General features: G+C 59.2%; 14 protein-coding genes. 9 read left to right on the plus strand and 5 right to left on the minus strand.

The window, feature by feature from the left end; genetic code table 11:
* Window positions 1–177: 177 nt before the first annotated feature.
* Complete coding sequence (locus tag KGB06_RS24845) at window positions 178–2,616, minus strand: Lon protease family protein (protein WP_223520463.1); 2,439 nt, start codon at window positions 2,614–2,616, stop codon at window positions 178–180.
* 279 nt (window positions 2,617–2,895) lie between these two features.
* Between KGB06_RS24845 and KGB06_RS24850 the strand changes: the two genes are divergently transcribed.
* The 3 genes from KGB06_RS24850 to KGB06_RS24860 all read left to right on the plus strand — a co-directional run bounded on the left by KGB06_RS24850 (window position 2,896) and on the right by KGB06_RS24860 (window position 5,968).
* Window positions 2,896–3,384, plus strand: a complete 489-nt coding sequence (locus KGB06_RS24850; RefSeq protein ID WP_223520465.1) for a DUF3015 domain-containing protein — start codon at window positions 2,896–2,898, stop codon at window positions 3,382–3,384.
* A gap of 91 nt (window positions 3,385–3,475) precedes the next feature.
* Window positions 3,476–5,329, plus strand: a complete 1,854-nt coding sequence (locus KGB06_RS24855) for a DUF4105 domain-containing protein (RefSeq protein ID WP_223520467.1) — start codon at window positions 3,476–3,478, stop codon at window positions 5,327–5,329.
* A gap of 144 nt (window positions 5,330–5,473) precedes the next feature.
* Window positions 5,474–5,968: a GreA/GreB family elongation factor gene (locus tag KGB06_RS24860; protein ID WP_223520469.1), complete on the plus strand. Its 495-nt coding sequence runs from the start codon at window positions 5,474–5,476 to the stop codon at window positions 5,966–5,968.
* Window positions 5,969–6,133: 165 nt separating this feature from the next.
* On the opposite strand, the gene ettA is transcribed toward KGB06_RS24860, so the two are convergent.
* A complete protein-coding gene (ettA, locus tag KGB06_RS24865; RefSeq protein ID WP_223520471.1) occupies window positions 6,134–7,798 on the minus strand; it encodes an energy-dependent translational throttle protein EttA in 1,665 nt (554 codons plus the stop codon).
* A 505-nt stretch (window positions 7,799–8,303) separates the two neighbouring features.
* Here ettA and KGB06_RS24870 point away from each other — a divergent pair.
* From KGB06_RS24870 to KGB06_RS24890, 5 genes are all read left to right on the plus strand, one after another.
* Complete coding sequence (locus KGB06_RS24870) at window positions 8,304–12,152, plus strand: bifunctional diguanylate cyclase/phosphodiesterase (RefSeq protein ID WP_223520472.1); 3,849 nt, start codon at window positions 8,304–8,306, stop codon at window positions 12,150–12,152.
* Window positions 12,153–12,375: 223 nt separating this feature from the next.
* On the plus strand, window positions 12,376–13,629 hold the full coding sequence (glyA, locus tag KGB06_RS24875; RefSeq protein ID WP_223520474.1) for a serine hydroxymethyltransferase: 1,254 nt from the start codon (window positions 12,376–12,378) through the stop codon (window positions 13,627–13,629).
* A 289-nt stretch (window positions 13,630–13,918) separates the two neighbouring features.
* A complete protein-coding gene (locus KGB06_RS24880; protein ID WP_222588533.1) occupies window positions 13,919–15,232 on the plus strand; it encodes a C4-dicarboxylate transporter DctA in 1,314 nt (437 codons plus the stop codon).
* 57 nt (window positions 15,233–15,289) lie between these two features.
* On the plus strand, window positions 15,290–15,994 hold the full coding sequence (locus KGB06_RS24885) for a FadR/GntR family transcriptional regulator (protein WP_223520476.1): 705 nt from the start codon (window positions 15,290–15,292) through the stop codon (window positions 15,992–15,994).
* 24 nt (window positions 15,995–16,018) lie between these two features.
* Window positions 16,019–16,708: a GntR family transcriptional regulator gene (locus KGB06_RS24890; protein WP_223520482.1), complete on the plus strand. Its 690-nt coding sequence runs from the start codon at window positions 16,019–16,021 to the stop codon at window positions 16,706–16,708.
* A 105-nt stretch (window positions 16,709–16,813) separates the two neighbouring features.
* On the opposite strand, the gene yjiA is transcribed toward KGB06_RS24890, so the two are convergent.
* The 3 genes from yjiA to KGB06_RS24905 form a co-directional block, all read right to left on the minus strand.
* Complete coding sequence (gene yjiA / locus KGB06_RS24895; protein ID WP_223520484.1) at window positions 16,814–17,785, minus strand: GTPase; 972 nt, start codon at window positions 17,783–17,785, stop codon at window positions 16,814–16,816.
* Window positions 17,786–17,909: 124 nt separating this feature from the next.
* Window positions 17,910–18,107, minus strand: a complete 198-nt coding sequence (locus tag KGB06_RS24900) for a YbdD/YjiX family protein (RefSeq protein WP_003228401.1) — start codon at window positions 18,105–18,107, stop codon at window positions 17,910–17,912.
* 15 nt (window positions 18,108–18,122) lie between these two features.
* A complete protein-coding gene (locus KGB06_RS24905; RefSeq protein ID WP_223520486.1) occupies window positions 18,123–20,192 on the minus strand; it encodes a carbon starvation CstA family protein in 2,070 nt (689 codons plus the stop codon).
* A 160-nt stretch (window positions 20,193–20,352) separates the two neighbouring features.
* On the opposite strand from KGB06_RS24905, the gene KGB06_RS24910 reads away from it, so the two are divergent.
* Window positions 20,353–20,721 (plus strand): PilZ domain-containing protein, encoded by a 369-nt coding sequence (locus tag KGB06_RS24910; protein ID WP_223520488.1) that lies wholly within the window; start codon window positions 20,353–20,355, stop codon window positions 20,719–20,721.
* The last annotated feature ends 160 nt before the right edge of the window (window positions 20,722–20,881 follow it).

Genomic DNA, 20,881 nt, shown 5'->3' on the forward strand with positions numbered 1-20,881 from the left:
TCGTACAGGCCGACACATCGGTTGAAGACAGGGACTGTTTAAGCGTCGTATTCTTTTTCATGGACTCGCCCTCGCTGCCGTTGGCTTCTTAGACTGCCACCGTGGCGCATTGACGCCTCGGCGTGGGCGAGTCCATCCAATTACAGTGGATCCGTGTGATCCGCTTAATTGTTTGCGTCAGGCCGGTTTTGTTTCTGCCAACGCCTCTTGCGCCATCTCTTTCTCGGCTTCCTTGAGATCTTCTTCGCTGATCATTTCCGCGATCACGCGCAATCGTTCCACCACCCGCGCATTGACGCTGCCTTCCGGAAACTCGCCATTCTCATCCGGCGCACCGGCAGGCTCGCCGACCAACAGGCTCAAGGCCTCGTCCGCCTGACGCACCGCGTAAACATGGAACTGCCCCGCGCGCACCGCCGCCAAGACCTTCTCGTCGAGCATCAACGTGGCAACGTTCGCATGCGGAATGATCGCCCCTTGCTGACCGGTCAGCCCGCGTGCTTCGCAGAGCCGGAAGAAGCCTTCGATCTTCTCGTTGACCCCGCCTACCGCCTGCACTTCGCCGAACTGGTTGATGGACCCTGTGATCGCAAAGCACTGCTTGAGCGGTGTTTTCGACAAGGCCGAAATCAGCGTACAGGCCTCGCCCAGCGACGCACTGTCGCCATCGACATAACCGTAGGACTGCTCCAGGGCGATGCTCGCGGAAATGGCCAGCGGGAATTCCTGGGCGTAACGACTGCCCAAGTACCCCGTGAGGATCATCACGCCTTTTGAGTGAATCGGCTGCCCGAGGTTGACCTCACGCTCGATGTCGACAATGCCACTGCCGCCCGGATACACCGTGGCGGAAATTCGAGCAGGCACACCGAAGGCCGAGTCGCCGACTTCCAGCACCGTCAGCCCGTTGCACTTGCCGACGGCCGCGCCATCGGTATCGATCAGGATAATCCCGGCCAGCATGTCGTCGAGAATCCGCGCCGAGACGCGTCCGGTGCGGGTCGCCTTGGCCTTGAGCGCACGCTCGATGTGCCCCGCGTCGGTCATTTCATCACCGGCCAGGTGGCGAATGAAATCCGCTTCGCTGACCAGCTGGAACAGATCACCGATCCGCGCCGACAAACGCTCCTGGTGTTCGGCCAGGCGCGCGCTGTAGGTGGCCAGACGCGCCACGGCATCCGCCGTCAACGGGGCCATGCCTTCTTCGGAGGTGCGGGTTTTGAGCAACTGGGCGAACTGCTCCAGGCTCTCGTCGACCATCGGGATGTCTTCGTCAAAGTCCACCAGGACGCGGAACATCTCCTGGAAGTCCGGATCGAGGTCTTGCAGCGTGTAATACAGCTGACGGGCACCGATGATGACGACTTTTACCTGCAACGGGATGTGTTGCGGCGTCAGGGTCACGGTAGCCAGACGGCCCAGTTCACCTAATGGTGATTCCATTTTCAGCTTGCGCGATTGCAGGGCGCGCTTGAGCGCATCCCAGACGAACGGCTCGCTGAGCATTTTTTCCGCTTCAAGGATCAGAAAACCGCCGTTGGCCCGGTGCAAGGCACCCGGCCGCAATTGCCGATAGGTCGTGTACAGCGCGCCCTGATCGGTGCTGTATTCAATGCGGCCAAACAGGTTTTCGTAAGTCGGGTGCGGTTCGAACACCACCGGCGCACCGCCGCTGGCCGAATGCCCGACCACCAGGCTCGGTGCGTATTGCTCTTCCAGCAGCTTGCGGGCAATGGCGTCGGTCTTGCTGTCGTCCACCAGTTGCTCGACCACCGTTTTCAGCAGGTAAACCTGCATCGCCTGCAGGTAACCGCACACGGCTGCGTTCTCGGCGTACTTCTCCGACAAAGGCGACAGCAACGGCTGCAACGCCAGCGTGATGGTTTCTTCGTTGAGGTGGCGCAGTTGATTGCTCGACTCACGCTTCCATTGCGGCAGGCTGGCGAGTTCTTCGTTCAGACGCTCTTCCAGGCCGGAAATGTCCTCGTGAAAACGTTCGCGATCGGCTTCCGGCAACTGGGCGAATTCCGCTTCATCCAGCGCTTTGCCTTCGCTCATCGGGGTAAAGGCGATGTTGCTCGCGTCGCGGTACAGGGCGACTTCTTTTTCCAGGGCCAGCCGCTCGATGACGTCCAGCGCCTTGTCGTAGCGTTGGTTGAAGGCACGGTCGATGGCGCTTTTCTTCTGCTGGTAGGACGGGTGTTCAAACACCGCCGGAAAGGTCGCCAGCAGGTTGTCGATCAAGCCATTGATATCGCCGATGAAAGCGCCCGCGGTGCCAGACGGCAATTCCAGGGCGCGTGGCTCGCGCGGTTCATCGAAATTGTTGACATAGACCCAGTCCGCCGGGGTCTGCAGGCGCTTGCCTTCGGCTTTCAGGTAACGTTTGACGAACGAGAACCGGCCGGTGCCTGGCTCACCCATGACAAAGACGTTGTAACCGGGGCGTGGCATGGCCACACCGAACTGCAAGGCTTCGACCGCACGTTCCTGGCCAAGCACACCGCGGAAGGGCTCCAGATCATTGGTGGTAGAGAAGCTGAACTGTTCAGCGGAAAACGGACGGGTCAGCGCTTCGGGCGCTAGACGCAAGCTGGCAGCAACAGGGTCAGGCATCGGGCTTCCTTACATCAGGCGGGGCAGATAGCGGCATTCTGGCGCTGCCCATACCTCACTTGCAAGGCGCACCTCCAGCCAAAGCATAGACAAACTGCCATCCCCTGGCGGGCCGGGGCTAAATCAATGATTTCAGAGGGCGTTTTGCAAAAAATCACGGAACCCCAGGATCGCGCCTAAACTCCAAACTGCGCGGCTGGACCAATAACCGGCCTAACTGACGCCAGAGTGGCACCAGTCTCCCTTGTCCATCGGTATGCACACAAAGAGAACTTTGCTATGAAACGGATTCTTCTCGGTACTCTCTTCACCGTTGTATCCCTCAATGCCATGGCGCAAGCCCCAGGTGGCCCGGATTGCGGCTGGGGCAACATGCTGTTCACAGGTCAGCGTGGCACCCCGGCTCACATCATGGCCTCCATCACCAACGGCACATCCGGCAACGCAACCTTCGGTATGACCTCCGGCACCAACGGCTGCGCAACGAATTCGTCGCTGACCTACGGCGGAAAATCCTGGTTTGCCATGAATGGCATGATGAACGAGCTGTCCGAAGACATGGCTAAAGGTCAGGGCGAAGCGCTGACCACTTACGCCGTGGTCCTGGGCGTGGCACCGGAAGACCGTGCGCATTTCGCCGCCGTGACTCACGAGCATTTCCAGCAAATTTTCAGCAAGGCGGATGTGACCGCTGAAGACGTGCATACCAACACCCTGGCCGTTCTGAAGAACGATCCGCGTCTCGCCAAGTACGCCACTCAAGCTTAAGCTCGACCCGCCCGCTCCTTTCGGGGAGCGGATTTATTTTTTTGGCCCGCCCCTCTTTGGGTCTTTGTTTTTTCGACTTAAGTTGCCCACTATGCTCAAACGCCTTGCCTGGCTGGCGCTCTGTGTCTGCGCCCCGCTGTCTGCTGCGCCGCACATCGACCCTCAACGTTTGCAGCAATTGGCCAATGACCCCTTCTGGATTTCTCTGGGACACTACGAAACCGCCAAGCTCGGCGGCTGGCGCAGTTATATCAGCGACAAGGCGTTCTTCCTGGCGCCCGACGGCAACGAACACCCCGACCGTGAACTGGCCGCCACCGTGCAAGCGTTGTACGCCTCGGCCAGTGCTGGCGAACAACACGCCCAATGTGTCTATCCGGCCCGTACCCGCTGGCTGAAGGCGCAGCTCAACCTGACCGGTCTGCCGACGCTTGCCTGCACTGAGTTCAAGCAATGGTTCAAGGACGTCTCGCCGCACAGTGCGGTGATGATTTTCCCGGCGGCTTACTTGAACAGTCCATCATCGATGTTCGGCCACACGTTGCTGCGCATTGACCAAGCGGATGTGCAAAGCGACCACACGGCCCTGCTCAGTTACGCAATCAACTTCGGCGCCTTCATCGAAGGTTCGGACAACAGCATCCTCTTCGCCTGGAAAGGCTTGATGGGTGGCTATCCGGGGCTTTTTTCGCTCGTGCCCTATCAGGAAAAACTCTCGGAATACCGCAGCCTCGAGAACCGTGACTTGTGGGAGTACCGGCTGAACCTGACCCCGCCAGAAACCGAACGCATGGTCGAGCACGTCTGGGAGCTGAAGCAGGTCCGGTTCGACTATTTCTTCTTCGACGAAAACTGCTCCTATCGCTTGCTTGAATTGCTGCAAGTGGCGCGGCCCAGTCTGCGGCTGACTGAGCAATTCCCGCTGACAGCGATTCCTACCGACACCGTCAAAGCCGTGAAAGCCGCCGGTTTGGTGGAATCGATTCAATATCGCCCGTCCCGCGAGCGTGAGTTGTTAAGTCGTGCCGAACCGCTGAATCCTGATGAACTGCAATGGGTGTTGAAAGTCAGCGCTGACCAGAAACAGTTGCAAGAACCCGCTTTCAAGGCGCAACCCAAGGATCGCCAGGCGCTGATCATCGACGCGGCCTATCGTCTGGAGCGCTACCGTGCCAACGGCCAGGAACGCGACCCCGCGCAGGCTCAGCGCAGTTTTGAATTGCTGCGGGCGATCAACCAGAACCCGGCACCGGAACTGGACATCCCGCAACCCGGCCTGCCCGAGGACGGTCATGAATCCCGCACCTGGCAGGCCGGCGTCGGCACCCGGGGTGACAAGGCGTTCGGCGAATACGGTCTGCGCATGGCCTATCACGATCTCAACGACAACGCCGAGAGCTTCCCGCTCGGCGCACAAATTGAAATCCTGCAAATGAAACTGCGCCAGTACGAAGACAATCACTGGCAGTTTCAACAGCTGGATCTGGCGACGATTCGCTCCTTCACCCCCCGCAGCGAGCTGCTGCAACCGTTGTCATGGCAGGTGACTGGCGGCCTGGAACGCGTGCCGGGCAAACATGACGACGAAACCCTGGTCAGTCACATCAATGGCGGAGGCGGCGGTACCTGGCAACTGGGCGACGACATGCTCGGTTTTGCCTTGGGTACCGCGCGCATTGAACACAATAACGAATTCGCCGGTTTCATCGCCCCGGCGGCGGGTTTCAACACCGGCGTGCTGTGGAAAAACCCGCTGGGCAATTTCAGTCTGGAGACCAAAGGCGATTTCTTCAGCAATGGTGAAGTGCGCCGTAGCATCAGCCTGAATCAGCAGTGGGAGCTATCACGCAACCTGGGGCTGCGCCTGAGCGCCCAGCGCGAATTCAGCCACCTCGCCACCCCCGAGAACGAAGTGATGCTTGAGGTGAAGTGGTATCACTACTAACCACCCCGCGTAACCTGTAGGAGCCCAGCTTGCTGGCGATGGCATCAATGCGGTTATTCAGATAGACCGGGTGATGCCATCGCCAGCAAGCTGTGCTCCTACATACCTGCCAAAATGGCCCAAACCCTATAACGGGAGAAAATCATGAGCCGGGCATTCGTCAACGAAGATAACGCCGCCGCGCAAGCCGATCAGCCGGTCGAACGGCAGGTCAGCGCGCAGCCCAATTACGTCACGCCCACGGGCCTGGCCCAATTGCAGGCGAAAGTCGCCGAGGTGCAAAACCTGATCAATGAACAGAGCGCGAAAGGTGAACTGGCCGACAAACAGCGCCAGGCTGATCTTGAGCGTGACTGGCGGTATTTCAATCAGCGCCTGCAAAGCGCTCAGTTGGTCGTGCCGGCCTCCTCGATCAACAAGGTACAGATTGGCGCCTGGGTGACCTTTGCCGATGAACAGGGCAGCGAGCAGCGTGTGCAGTTGGTGGGCGAGGATCAGGCGGATGCCGCCAGCGGGTTGATCAATTGGGGCTCGCCGTTGGGGCGGGCGTTGCTGGGCGCGCAGGTGGGGGATGAGGTGGTGTGGAAGCGGCCGGTGGGGGATTTGGTGATTGAGGTTTTGCATATAGAGATTGGGTGACCTTTTGGCCGCCATCGCTAGCAGGCTAGCTCCCACAGGGGTTATGTGATCGACACAAATCCACTGTGGGAGCTAGCCTGCTAGCGATGGCCGCACCACGGTATCACTGAGCGCCCATAAAAAAACGGAGCCCGAAGGCTCCGCTTTTCATGCAACCAGCCCCGATCAGGCCAGTTTTTTGTGCCGTACACGATGCGGCTGAGTAGCCGCTTCGCCGAGACGCTTGCGGCGATCGGCTTCGTATTCGCTGTAGTTACCTTCGAAGAACACCGCTTGCGAGTCGTCTTCGTACGCCAGGATGTGCGTCGCGACGCGGTCAAGGAACCACCGATCGTGAGAGATCACAATGGCGGCGCCCGGGAAGTCCAGCAGGGCTTCTTCCAGAGAACGCAGGGTTTCAACGTCAAGGTCGTTGGACGGTTCGTCGAGCAGCAGGACGTTGCCGCCCTCTTTCAGGGTCAGGGCCAGGTGCAAGCGACCGCGCTCACCACCGGACAGGTCTTTGACGAACTTCTGCTGATCGCCGCCCTTGAAGTTGAAGCGACCGACGTAGGTACGCGACGGGATCTCGTAGTTGCCAATGCGGATCTGATCCGAACCTTCGGAGATTTGCTGGAATACAGTCTTGCTGCCATCCAGGTCTTCGCGGCTCTGATCGACACACGCCAACTGCACGGTTTCGCCGACTTCGATGCTGCCCGAGTCCGGCGTTTCCTTGCCCATCAACATGCGGAACAGGGTCGATTTACCGGCACCGTTACCGCCGATCACGCCAACGATGGCGCCTTTAGGCATGGAGAACGACAGGTTGTCGATCAACACGCGATCGCCGTAGCCCTTGGTGACGTTCTTGAATTCGATGACCTTGTCGCCCAGGCGCGGACCGGCCGGGATGTAGATCTCGTTGGTTTCGCTGCGCTTCTGGAATTCCTGCGATTGCATTTCTTCGAAGCGTTGCAGACGAGCCTTGGATTTCGACTGGCGGGCCTTGGCGCCTTTGCGCACCCACTCCAGTTCTTCCTTCATGGCCTTTTCGTGAGCCGACTGCTGCTTGGATTCGGCCGCCAGACGATCGGACTTGGCTTCGAGCCAACCCGAATAGTTGCCCTCGTACGGAATACCGGCGCCGCGGTCGAGTTCCAGAATCCAGCCGGCAACGTTGTCCAGGAAGTAACGGTCGTGCGTGATCGCAACCACGGTGCCCGGGAAATCGTGCAGGAAGTGCTCCAGCCAGGCGACGGAATCGGCGTCCAGGTGGTTGGTCGGTTCGTCGAGCAGCAACATGTCAGGGGCGGACAGCAGCAGGCGGCACAGGGCCACACGACGCTTTTCACCACCAGAGAGAAATTCGACCTTGGCGTCCCACGCCGGCAGACGCAGCGCATCGGCGGCGACTTCCAGTTGGCGGTCAAGGTTGTGACCGTCGCTGGCTTGCAGGATGGCTTCGAGCTTGGCCTGTTCTGCCGCCAGTTTGTCGAAGTCGGCATCTTCTTCAGCGTAAGCCGCGTAAACCTCGTCCAGGCGTGCCTGGGCGTTCTTGATCACGCTGACCGCTTCCTCGACCACTTCACGCACGGTCTTGGTCGGATCCAGGATCGGTTCCTGTGGCAGGTAGCCGATGTTCAGCTCTGGCATCGGGCGGGCCTCGCCCTCGAACTCGGTGTCGACGCCGGCCATGATTTTCAGCAGCGTGGACTTACCCGAACCGTTGAGGCCGAGTACACCGATCTTGGCGCCAGGGAAGAACGACAGAGAAATGTTTTTCAGGATTTCCCGCTTCGGCGGAACAACTTTGCCCAGCCGATGCATGGTGAAGACGTATTGAGCCATGGAGAACCTTGGGTCAGTGACAGATGAATGATTGGAGCGCAGGCGAAGCCCGACCAGACCGTGCGCGTCGTCCGATTGATGGGGATCAATGCGTGCGCGCTGAAAAAGTCTGAGTTTAGGGGGCGTTCTCAATTAGTTTCCGCGCCGTGTTGTCGCCTTAAAGCGGGCCAGGCAAGGCGCAGGCCGCTGGGAATGGTTGCTCCCTTTCCAAGGCCTGCTGTTGTGCAGGGCTGCGTTGCTCGAAGCTTATTTGGAATGACCAAACCACGCTTCTCGCGCCTTGCCCTGCACAACAGCAGACCCGGCGCGGCGCGGAAACTAATTGAGAATGCCCCCTAAGAGCTGGAACGCTCCCGCGTAACCGGCAAAGCTACCTGATTGACGGAAGGCAGTCCAGCCGAGCGGGACTGGCACTTCGCCACAACTCAAGGCATGCTAGCCGCCCTTCGGGCGCGCGACTTATAGTGCACGTCGCGCCAGCCCAGCCAAACCGCAGGATTTCAGTTTGTCTAATGCCACTCCGCCCGTTTCCGTGAGCGCCCCCAGTCCTGCGACCGGCTCACCCCTGCGCGGAACCTTGAAGGGCACACTGGCCACCCTCGTCCTGTTGCTGCTCGCCCTGCTGTTCTGGCAGTTGCTGGATCAGCTTCGCGAAACCCAGAAAAGCCAACGCCAATACACCATCGATTACACCGCCGATCTGGCCGCGCAAGTCAGCCTGAACATGGCGCTCAACGCTCAGATCGCCCTCAACCTGCTACCGATCGTCGAACAACCGCAAAGCGCCGACGAACAGCAGGCGCTGCTGCGCAAGCTGCAACGGTCATTGCCCGAGCTGCGCAGCCTGGTGTTGCTCAGCCCTTCCGGAAAAATCCTCAGCGACAGCGCCGATGACAACCAGGACGCCGATTACCTGAGAGAACTGGTCCGGCGCAGTCATGCCCAGGCGCACTACTTCAGCAACGCCGATGACGGTTCGGTGGTGCATCTACTGTTGCATCAAGCCAGCGGTAGCACCCGAGGCTATTGGGCCCTGCGCCTGACGCCGACCTTTTTCTCAGGCCTGATCAAACAAGACGAAGCCGGTATCCGCCCGCTGTGGCTGGTGGAAAACCGGGTCAATCGCCAGATCATCAGCCGCAATGATGCATTGCCCTCAAGCAAGCCAACCGTGCTGACGCCGGATGAACTGGCCAGCAGTGTGCTGACCGTTCCCTTGAGCAACAGCGACTGGCAACTGCGTGGGTTGTTTGATCGGCATCGCGTGCTCGAAGACCTGCTGCCGGCGTTCATTGGCAAATGCCTGCTGGGCCTGGCGCTTTCTCTACTGCCATTCATTGCGCTGCTGAACATGCGCCGGCGTCAACGCCAACTGAATGAGGGCCGTCGACGTTATCAGGACATTTTCGAAGGCACCGGCGTTGCCCTCTGCGTACTCGACGTGGCCGGGCTCAAGAACTTTTTCGACAAGGCTCAGCTGCACAGCCGCGAACAATTGCAAACCTGGCTTGATTCCCCGGAACAACGTCGGCAACTGCTTCAGCAATTGCACATCACCGAGGTCAACCAGGTTGCCCTGCAACTGCTCAACGTCAAATCTTGCGATCAAGCCTGGAACCTGCTGATCGACGGCAACCCGCTGGACGGCACCGCCATCGGCAATCAAGTGCTCGAAGCGGTGTTCAACCAGCAGAAGCAGCTTGAGCTGGAAATCAAACTGCAGGACGCCCATGACCGCGATCAGCATTTGTGGCTGGTCCTGCACCTGCCGGTCGATCAGGACGACTATAAAGCCGTGATCCTTAGCATCACCGACATCACCAGCCGCAAACTGATCGAGCTGTCGCTGCTGGAACGTGAAAGCTTCTGGTCCGATGTGGTGCGCACCGTGCCGGATCACCTGTATGTGCAGGACGTGATCAGCCAGCGGATGATTTTCAGCAACCACCACCTGGGGCACACCCTGGGTTACGACCGCACTGAACTGCATCAAATGGGTGAGTATTTCTGGGAGATCCTGCTGCACCCCGAAGACGCCGATTTTTACCACCGCTCACGCCAGATCCAGCGCCAGGGTGGTTACAGCCAATTGATGCAGTGCCAACTGCGCTTCCGCCACCGTGATGGCCAATGGCGGCGGTTCGAGATTCGCGAACAAGCCTTGGCACGGGACAAGCACAATCAGGTCACGCGCATTATTGGTGTGGCCAAGGACATCACCGATCAGATCGAAGCCAGTGAGTCGTTGCGCGATAGCGAGCAGCGTTACCGGATGCTCGCCGAAAGCATCAGCGACGTGATTTTCTCTACGAACAGCAAGCTGTCGCTCAACTACGTCAGCCCTTCGGTGCAGGCAGTGCTCGGTTACGACGCGGAGTGGATCTTCCAGAACGGCTGGCAATCGATCATTGCCAACCCGCAGCAACTGACCGGCATCTTCAGTCTGATGGATCGGGTTGGCAAAGCGCTGGATAAACCCGAGCAACTGGCGCTGTTGCGCAGCCAGGTGCAGACCCAATTGTTTCTGTTCGATTGTCTGCGGGCCGACGGGCGCAAGATTCCCATCGAGCTGCGGGTGGTGCTGGTCTGGGACGAACACGGCGCATTCGAAGGCGTGCTCGGTGTCGGTCGCGACATCAGCCAGCAGCGTCGGGCCGAGAAAGACCTGCGCATGGCAGCCACGGTGTTTGAACACTCGACCTCGGCCATTCTGATCACCGACCCGGCCGGTTACATCGTTCAGGCCAACGAAGCCTTCAGTCGCGTCAGCGGGTATGCCGTGGAGCAAGTGCTCGACCAGTTGCCGAACATGCTGACCGTCGACGAGCATCAGGAATCGCATCTGCGCTACGTGCTCAAGCACCTTCATCAGCACAGCACCTGGGAAGGCGAAGTCTGGCTCAGACGACGCAACGGCGAACACTACCCGGCCTGGGTCGGCATCACGGCCGTGCTCGACGATGAAGGTGATCTGGCCAGTTACGTGTGCTTCTTCAGCGACATCAGTGAACGTAAAGCCAGTGAACAGCGGATTCACCGCCTCGCCTACTACGACGCCCTGACCCATCTGCCCAACCGCACGCTGTTTCAGGATCGCCTGCACACCGCGCTGCAATCGGCGGAAAGGCAGAAGTCCTGGGTGGTGTTGATGTTCCTCGACCTGGACCGTTTCAAGCCGATCAACGACTCCCTCGGTCACGCCGCCGGCGACCGCATGCTCAAGGAAATGGCCACGCGCCTGCTTGGCTGCGTCGATGATGACGACACCGTGGCACGCATGGGCGGCGACGAATTTACCTTGCTGCTGCAGCCACGGGTCAACCGCGAAATCGCTCTGAATCGGGCGATTCATGTGGCCGAACAGATTCTCGCCAGCCTGGTGAAACCCTTTGTGCTGGAAGGCCGCGAGTTCTTCGTCACGGCCAGCATCGGGATCGCCCTGAGCCCGCAAGACGGCAACGAACTCAGCCAGTTGATGAAGAACGCCGACACCGCGATGTACCACGCCAAGGAACGCGGCAAGAACAACTTCCAGTTTTATCAGGCGGACATGAACGCCAGCGCCCTGGAACGTCTGGAGCTGGAAAGCGACCTTCGCCATGCCCTCGAACAGAACGAATTCGTGCTGTATTACCAACCGCAGTTCAGCGGCGATGGCAAACGATTGACTGGTGCCGAAGCTTTGCTGCGCTGGCGTCATCCGCGACGCGGGCTGGTGCCGCCGGGGGACTTCATACCGGTACTCGAAGAGCTCGGCCTGGTGGTGGATGTCGGTGACTGGGTGATCAGCGAAGCGTGCCGTCAGCTCAAGACCTGGCACCAGACGAAGGTCCGTGTGCCGAAGGTTTCAGTGAACATTTCGGCGCGGCAGTTCTCGGACGGCCAGTTGGGCACGCGAATCGCCACCATCCTCAAGGAAACCGGCCTGCCGCCGGCGTGCCTGGAGCTGGAGCTGACCGAAAGTATCCTGATGCGCGAAGTCAGCGAGGCGATGCAGATTCTCGCCGGGTTGAAAAACCTCGGCCTGAGCATCGCGGTCGACGACTTCGGCACTGGTTATTCATCGCTCAACTACCTCAAGCAATTCCCGATCGACGTGCTGAAAATCGACCGTACGTTTGTCGATGGCCTGCCGTCCGGTGAACAGGATGCGCAAATTGCCCGGGCGATCATCGCCATGGCTCACAGCCTGAATCTGGCGGTGATCGCCGAGGGCGTGGAAACCCACGAGCAACTGGACTTCCTGCGTGAACATGGTTGTGATGAGGTTCAGGGCTATCTGTTCGGCCGGCCGATGCCACCCGGCCAGTTTGAAGCGCAGTTCAGCAATGATGCGCTGTTCATGTTCGACTGATTCTTTCAGTGGGGCAGATGGCCCCTTCGCGAGCAGGCTCGCTCCCACATTTTGAAATGCATTTCCCTGTGGGAGCGAGCCTGCTCGCGAAGGGGTCGGCACGTTCACCGCTGATCCCCGCATGAACACCACTTGTCCGCGACATGATGTCCTTTCATATGCCATCTAAAACCCATTGGGTTAGAATGCCCCCCTTTTCTGCCCCCGATCCTTGAGGACCGCCATGTTCAGCCGTGATTTGACTATTGCCAAGTACGACGCCGACCTTTTTGCCGCCATGGAGCAAGAAGCTCAGCGCCAGGAAGAACACATCGAGCTGATCGCTTCAGAAAACTACACCAGCCCAGCGGTGATGGAAGCTCAAGGCTCGGTACTGACCAACAAGTACGCCGAAGGCTACCCGGGCAAGCGCTACTACGGTGGTTGCGAGTTCGTCGACGTCGTCGAGCAACTGGCCATCGACCGTGCCAAAGAACTGTTCGGCGCCGATTACGCAAACGTTCAGCCACACGCCGGTTCCCAAGCCAACAGCGCCGTTTACCTGGCCCTGCTGTCGGCTGGCGACACCATCCTGGGCATGAGCCTGGCCCACGGTGGTCACCTGACCCACGGTGCCAGCGTTTCGTCCTCCGGCAAGCTGTACAACGCCATCCAGTACGGCATCGACGCCAACGGCCTGATCGACTACGACGAAGTCGAGCGTCTGGCGGTTGAGCACAAGCCGAAAATGATCGTGGCCGGTTTCTCTGCCTACTCGCAGATCCTCGACTTCCCGCGTTTCCGCGAAATCGCCGACAAAGTGGGCGCTTACCTGTTCGTCGACATGGCCCACGTGGCCGGTCTGGTCGCCGCTGGCGTCTACCCGAACCCGGTGCCATTCGCTGACGTCGTGACTACCACCACGCACAAGACCCTGCGCGGTCCACGTGGCGGCCTGATCCTGGCTCGCGCCAACGCCGACATCGAGAAGAAGCTGAACTCCGCGGTATTCCCGGGCGCCCAGGGTGGCCCGCTGGAGCACGTGATCGCCGCCAAAGCGATCTGCTTCAAGGAAGCGCTGCAGCCTGAGTTCAAGACCTACCAGCAACAAGTGGTGAAAAACGCCAAAGCTATGGCCGGCGTGTTCATCGAGCGCGGTTTCGACGTGGTCTCCGGCGGTACCGAGAACCACCTGTTCCTGCTGTCGCTGATCAAGCAGGAAATCTCCGGTAAAGACGCCGACGCCGCTCTGGGCAAAGCGTTCATCACCGTGAACAAGAACTCCGTGCCTAACGACCCTCGCTCCCCGTTCGTCACCTCCGGCCTGCGCTTCGGCACTCCGGCTGTGACCACTCGCGGCTTCAAGGAAGCAGAGTGCATGGAACTGGCCGGCTGGATCTGCGACATCCTGGCAGACCTGAACAACGAAGCGGTGATCGACGCCGTTCGTGAGAAGGTCAAGGCTATCTGCAAGAAGCTGCCGGTGTACGGCGCCTGATCAGCCCGCTAAACCGCAGCAATGAAAAAACCGGCCAGTGAATGGCCGGTTTTTTTTCGTCTGCGATTTATCGCTTTCCCCCTGTAGGAGCTGGCTTGTCGGATCCTACAGGGGTCGGCGCAACCGGTCAGACCGGTCATGCCAATTTTTGTATCCACTCTTGTAATCCTGAAAAAACCCAGCGTACACTGCGCCTGCACTGGACATACCGGTAAGACCACAATAATTAAGTCCTGAATCTGATGCGCTTAAGCGTAAGGCCGCCAGGACACCGACCAGGATTCCTCCCATGCTCAGATGGTGCTCGCGTTCAATCTTCCTTCAAGTGGTTCTCGGACTGGTGCTCGGCATCGTCTGCGGGCTGACCCTTCCTGAATACTCGGCCCAGCTCAAACCGCTCGGCGACGGTTTCATCAAACTGATCAAGATGCTCATCGGCCTGATCGTGTTCTGCGTGGTGGTCAGCGGCATCAGCGGTGCCGGCGACCTGAAGAAAGTCGGCCGCATCGGCCTGAAATCGGTGATCTACTTTGAAATCCTGACCACCATCGCCCTGGTGATCGGCTTGGTGTTCGCCTTCAGCACCGGCATCGGCAGCGGCGCGAACATTCATCTGGATCAGCTCTCCGCCGCCGACATGGGTGACATCGCCCAGCGCGGCCAGCACATGCACACCACCACGCAATTCCTGATGGACCTGATCCCGACTTCGGTGATTGGCGCCTTCGCTGACAACAACATTCTGCAGGTGCTGCTGTTCTCGGTGCTGTTCGGCAGTGCGCTGAACCTGGTGGGTGAAGCGGCCTCGGGCATCTCCCGGCTGATCAATGAGCTGAGCCACGTGATCTTTCGCATCATGGGCATGATCGTGCGCCTGGCACCGATTGGTGTGTTTGGCGCCATCGCTTTCACCACCAGCAAATATGGCCTGGATTCGCTGCAGCATTTGGGCAGCCTGGTCGGCCTGTTTTACCTGACTTGCGTGGCGTTTGTGTCGCTGATTCTGGGGCTGGTGATGCGTCTGTCCGGCCTGCGGATGTGGCCGCTGCTCAAGTACCTGCGCGAAGAACTGCTAATCGTCATGGGCACCGCTTCATCCGACGCCGTGTTGCCGCAAATCATGCGCAAGCTTGAGCATCTGGGCATCGGCAGCTCGACGGTCGGGCTGGTGATTCCCACCGGTTACTCGTTCAACCTTGACGGTTTCTCGATCTACCTGACCTTGGCCATCGTGTTCATTGCCAACGCCACCGGCACGCCGCTGGCCATGACTGACCTGCTGACCATTTTGCTGGTGTCGCTGATCACCTCCAAAGGTGCCCACGGGATTCCCGGCTCGGCGCTGGTGATCCTGGCGGCAACATTGACCGCGATCCCGGCGATTCCGGTGGTCGGCCTGGTGTTGGTGCTCGCGGTGGACTGGTTCATGGGGATCGGCCGCGCGCTGACCAATCTGATCGGCAACTGCGTCGCCACCGTGGCCATCGCCCGCTGGGAGAAGGACATCGATATCCAGCGCGCGAACAAGGTGCTTTCTGGTCAGGTGGGTTATACCTTCCAACCGAGAAAACCGGTCGCGCCGGCGCATCAGCAGGAATTTTGAATCATGTGGGAGCCCTCCAGACGGCGGGCTCCCCTGCCTTTATCCATGGAGCAACCCGTGATTACCACTTCAACGGTCGTCAATTCAGTCGTAGAAAAACTTCGGGCCGCACTGGCCCGCGGTCAGTGGCGCTCCGGCGAGATGTTGCCGGGACAGCGTGAACTGGCCGAACAACTGGGTATCAGCCGTCCGAGCCTGCGGGAAGCGGTGATCGTGCTGGAAACCCTGGGCCTTGTGCGTTCCATGCCGGGCAAAGGCGTGGTGGTGCTGGACGCCCACCTCAGTGACAGCCAAAGCCACGACAGCGCAGTGGCGGGCGCGAGCCTGGAAGACGTGCTGCAACTGCGCTACACCCTTGAGCCGTTCATCGTCGGTCTGGTGGCGCAGTCGATCAGCAGCAAGGAAGTCGGGCAACTGCGCCTGACCCTGATGGATATGCGCGAAGCGCTGGAAGCCAACGACGCCGAGGCCGGGGTCAACGCCTACATCGCCTTCCACGAAGAATTGTTCACGCTGACGTCGAACCCGATTTTCCAGAGCGTGGTGCAGCAGACCAGCAACGCACTCAAGCAAAGCGCTGAAGTGTTGCGTAACTCGCCGGAACACTTGGCCGAACGTCTTGAAGAAAACGAAGCCGTGGTGCGCGCGATCCGCAGCAAGAACAGCGCCCAGGCCAGCGCCGAAATGCGCCGACACATTCTTCGCGAAGGGCAGCGGATGGGCATCGAATTGAACATCCCGGACGACAACCTCGGCAGTTGAAACCTTTGGAACCGGAGACAGGCCATGAACAGCTTCGCTTCACCGCAGACTCTAGTTGCCCTGCCCTTCCCAAAGCGGGAGGAAGATCTGTACTCACGGGTTTTCGATGCGATTCTCGAACAGCGCATTGATGCGGGCAGTCGCTTTACCGAAGAAAGTCTGGCGCAGATGTTTGGCGTTCGACGCAGTGATATTCGGGGGGTGCTGGCGCAATTGGCTCATCAACAGATTGTCGTACTTCGGGCGAATCATCGGCCTCGTGTTGCTGCGCCGGATGTCGAGCAGGTCCGGCAAACGTTGCATGCACGGCGGCTGGCCGAGATCACGTTGGTGCAGTTGGCCTGCCAGCACCGGCGTCTGCAAGACTTGATAAGCCTGAGTGCCTTGATCGATAGCGAGCGCGAATGTACCGAGCGTGGTTCGGCGATTCGGTTATCGGGGGAGTTTCATTTACAGCTGGCAAAAATGGCTGGAAATGCTCCATTGACGCATTTTCTGGACAGCCTGGTGCCAGTGACGTCGCTGGCGATTGCGCAGCTTGATGGACGGGTAGCGAATTATTGCGATTGGCAGGTGCATCAGGGGATTTTGGTGGCGGTGGAGCATAGGGATGAGGTGAAGGCGGTCTCTTTGCTGAGTCAGCATCTGGATCATTTGGAAGAGATGTTGCTGAGCTCGGAACTGTCACTCAGCCAGAATCGTGTGGCCGGTTAAATCGCCATCGCGAGGAGGTTTCGCTCCCACATTTGGAATGCATTCCCCCTGTGGGAGCGAGCCTGCTCGCGATGACGGCATCAGGCCCACTGAACATGCCTGGCCTTACTCCGCCGCCACCCGCGCAAACCCCTCACGAATCTTCTCTTCCGGCAAATCATCGGCAATAAATACGATCACACTTTCCCGCGCCTCGCCCTCTGCCCAATCCGTGTCCCAGTCGAATCCGTACAATTTCAGGACACCTTGAAACACCATCCGTCGCGGCTCACCCAGGATGTTCAACACCCCTTTATAACGCAGCAACTGCTTGCCATGGTCTTCCAGCAGTTCGTTCATGAACTCACTGAGTTTGTCGATATCCAGCGGCTTGTCGGTGCGCAGCACCAGACTGGAAATGCGGTCAATGGAAGGTGCTTTGCTCACCGGGCGCAAACTCACGCCGCCGCCGAGGTCGGCATTCAGGTTAAAACCGCGTACGTCGAGCAATTCGGCCAAATCGATCTTGCCATGATCCACCACGCGGATCGGTGCGCGTCGATTGATGCGGGTCAGGCGCTCACTCAATGCAGTGAACGTCGGCTCGTCCACCAGATCGCGTTTGCTCACCAGCAAGCGGTCGGCGAAACCGATTTGCGCCTGGGCGATGGTTTGGGTCAGGTGAGTCTCGGCGTGCGCCGCGTCCACCAGGGTGATGATGCCGTCGAGGATGTAGCGCTCGCGCAGTTCTTCGTCGATGAAGAAGGTTTGCGCCACCGGAGCCGGATCGGCCAGGCCGGTGCATTCGATCACCAGACGGTCGAAAGCGATGTCGCCGCTGTCCAGGCGTTCGAGCAACAGGTAAAGCGCTTTGGTCAGATCGGTGTGGATGGTGCAGCAGACACAGCCGTTGGACAGCGTCATGACTTGTACCGGCTCGTCACCCAAGAGTTGGGTATCGATACCGGCATCACTGAATTCGTTTTCGATCACGGCGATTTTCAGCCCGTGCTCGGCTTTAAGCAGGTGGCGCAACAGCGTGGTCTTGCCAGCGCCGAGGAAGCCGCTGAGGATTGTTACCGGGATTGGTGTGAACAAAACGAAAATCTCCCATGCGCAAAAAACTGTAGGAGCCCGGCTTGCCGGCGATGGCGTCCCGAAGATCGCTATCGCCGGCAAGCCGGACTCCTACAGAGATGATGTGTCGCCTAAATGCCGAGTATCAACAGCACTTCGGCCCACCCTTGCCACCGTAACGAGCTTCCTGGCGTTCGCGGAAGAACATCTCGTAGCTCATCACCGGTTTGTCCGGGTGTTTGGTTTGCATATGCTCGACGTAGGTGTCGTAGTCGGGCATGCCGACCATCAGGCGCGCGGCCTGACCGAGGTATTTACCGAGGCGACTCAGGTCATTGAACATGTTTGCAATCCTCGATTACGCGTCCGGCAGGGCCTGGAATGGCGATTCTTTATCCGTACGCTCTTTTTTACCCCAAGAGGCAATGCCGACCTTGAGTGCGTAGAACAGGATACTGAAGACCACGAACAAGAACAGCGCCGTCAGCGTTGCGTTGGTGTAGGCATTGAAGATCACGTGTTGCATCTGCGTGATGTCCTTGGCTGGAGCGAGGATCTGACCATTGGCCAGCGCATCGCTGTATTTCTTGGCCAGCGACAGGAAGCCGATCGCCGGATTGGCGTCGAACAGCTTGATGAAGCCTGCGGTGGTGGTGCAGATCAGCAGCCAGGCCGCGGGCACCAACGTCACCCAGATATAGCGTTGGCGTTTCATTTTTATCAGCACAACGGTGCCGAGCATCAGCGCGATACCGGCGAGCATCTGGTTGGAGATGCCGAACAGCGGCCACAAGGTGTTGATGCCGCCCAATGGATCGATCACTCCCTGGTAGAGCAACCAACCCCACATCGCTACACAACCGGCGGTGGCGATCAGGTTGGCGGTCCAGGATTCGGTACGTTTCAGCGCCGGCACGAAGGAACCGAGCAAGTCCTGGAGCATGAAACGTCCGGCACGGGTGCCAGCGTCGACAGCTGTCAGGATGAACAGTGCTTCGAACAGGATCGCGAAGTGGTACCAGAACGCCATGGTGTTTTCACCCGGCAGGACACTGTGCAGGATCTGCGCGATACCCACTGCCAGGGTCGGCGCACCACCGGCACGGGCCAGGATGGTGGTTTCGCCGATGTCATGGGCCACCGCTTGCAGGGCTTCCGGTGTAATGGCAAACCCCCAGCTGCTGACCGCTTGCGCCACCGCCACCACATCACCGCCGACCACGGCTGGCGGGCTGTTCATCGCGAAGTACACACCCGGTTCGATCACCGAGGCGGCAACGATGGCCATGATGGCGACGAACGATTCCATCAGCATGCCGCCGTAACCGATGTAACGGGCGTTGGTTTCGTTATCCAGCAGCTTCGGCGTGGTGCCGGAGGAGATCAGTGCGTGGAAACCCGAGACCGCACCACAAGCGATGGTGATGAACAGGAACGGAAACAGACCGCCCTTCCACACCGGCCCTGTACCGTCGATGAACTGGGTCAGCGCCGGCATTTTCAGCTCGGGCATGGTCACCAGAATGCCAATCGCCAAAGCAACGATGGTGCCGATTTTCAGGAAGGTCGACAGGTAGTCACGCGGCGCCAGAATCAGCCACACCGGCAACACTGCCGCTACAAAACCGTAGCCAATCAACATCCAGGTGATCTCAATCCCGGTGAAGCTGAACGCCTTGGCCCAGACCGGGTCAGCAGCAATCTGCCCACCAAGCCAGATCGAACCCAGCAACAACAGCACGCCGACCACGGAGATTTCACCGATGCGGCCCGGGCGGATGTAGCGCATGTAAATGCCCATGAACATCGCAATCGGGATGGTCGCCATCACCGTGAAAATACCCCACGGACTTTCGGCCAGGGCCTTGACTACGATCAGCGCCAGCACCGCGAGGATGATGACCATGATCAGGAAGCAGCCAAACAGCGCGATGGTGCCGGGGATGCGGCCCATTTCTTCACGGACCATGTCACCCAGAGACCGGCCATTACGGCGGGTCGACATGAACAACACCATGAAGTCCTGAACAGAACCGGCCAGCACCACGCCCGCGATTATCCACAGAGTACCCGGCAGGTAACCCATCTGCGCCGCCAGTACCGGACCGACCAGAGGACCAGCGCCAGCGATGGCCGCGAAGTGGTGGCCGAAAAGAATGTGTTTGTTGGTCGGAACGTAGTCCAGACCGTCATTATTGAGTACGGCGGGGGTGGCCCGTCGCGGGTCGAGTTGCATCACATTGTTAGCGATGAACAGACTGTAATAGCGATACGCAACCAGATAAATGGCCACGGCAGCGACCACAATCCACAAGGCGTTGATCGCCTCACCTCGGCGCAATGCCACTACACCCAAGGCGCACGCACCGACGATTGCCAGCAGAAGCCAGGGTAAGTGGCGTAGCGGGCTATTATTATTATTTTTCATTTTATGATTCCAGCCAGAGTGGACAAGAAAGACAGCCACCCCGAGTTTAGCTCTCCTGACGGCAAAGGCCATACCCTGATATTGGTCTAGACGCCTGCCTGCGCTGGCAGGTCTTGACAATGCGGGACTATAGTCAGCGTACCTATTCGAGGATTGCGCCATGAGCGAACACGCAGCCGATCGCCGACGCTTCAAACGTATCGCGTTCGATGCCAGGACCGAGCTGAGTCAGGGGGAATACATCTGGCCGGTGAAGTTGATCGACCTGTCGCTCAAGGGGTTGCTGATCGAAAAGCCTGAGCCGTGGCTGGGTAACCCAGAGTGGCATTTCCTCGTCGATATTCATCTCACCGATGACGTTGCCATCAAGATGGATGTGCAACTGGCCCACGATGATCATGGCCAACTCGGCTTCGTCTGCAAACACATCAGCCTGGAGTCCATCGAGCGCCTGCGGCGGTTGATCGAACTCAACCTGGGGGATCCGCAAGAGCTGGAACGTGAGCTGGGCGCCCTGATCGAAGTCTGAAGGTTTGCCGCAATTCCAATGTGGGAGCGAGCCTGATCTGGTCCAGTAATTTTGGACATTGTTTTCGGTTCTCACGCCGCCATCTTTTCTGCCGCTACCGGCGAGTGGTAACCGTTGTAGCTGTGGCGCCTTACATTGTTGTAGCGCGCCACATATCGGT

Source organism: Pseudomonas sp. GL-B-19 (assembly GCF_019956415.1).
Classification (GTDB): Bacteria; Pseudomonadota; Gammaproteobacteria; order Pseudomonadales; family Pseudomonadaceae; genus Aquipseudomonas.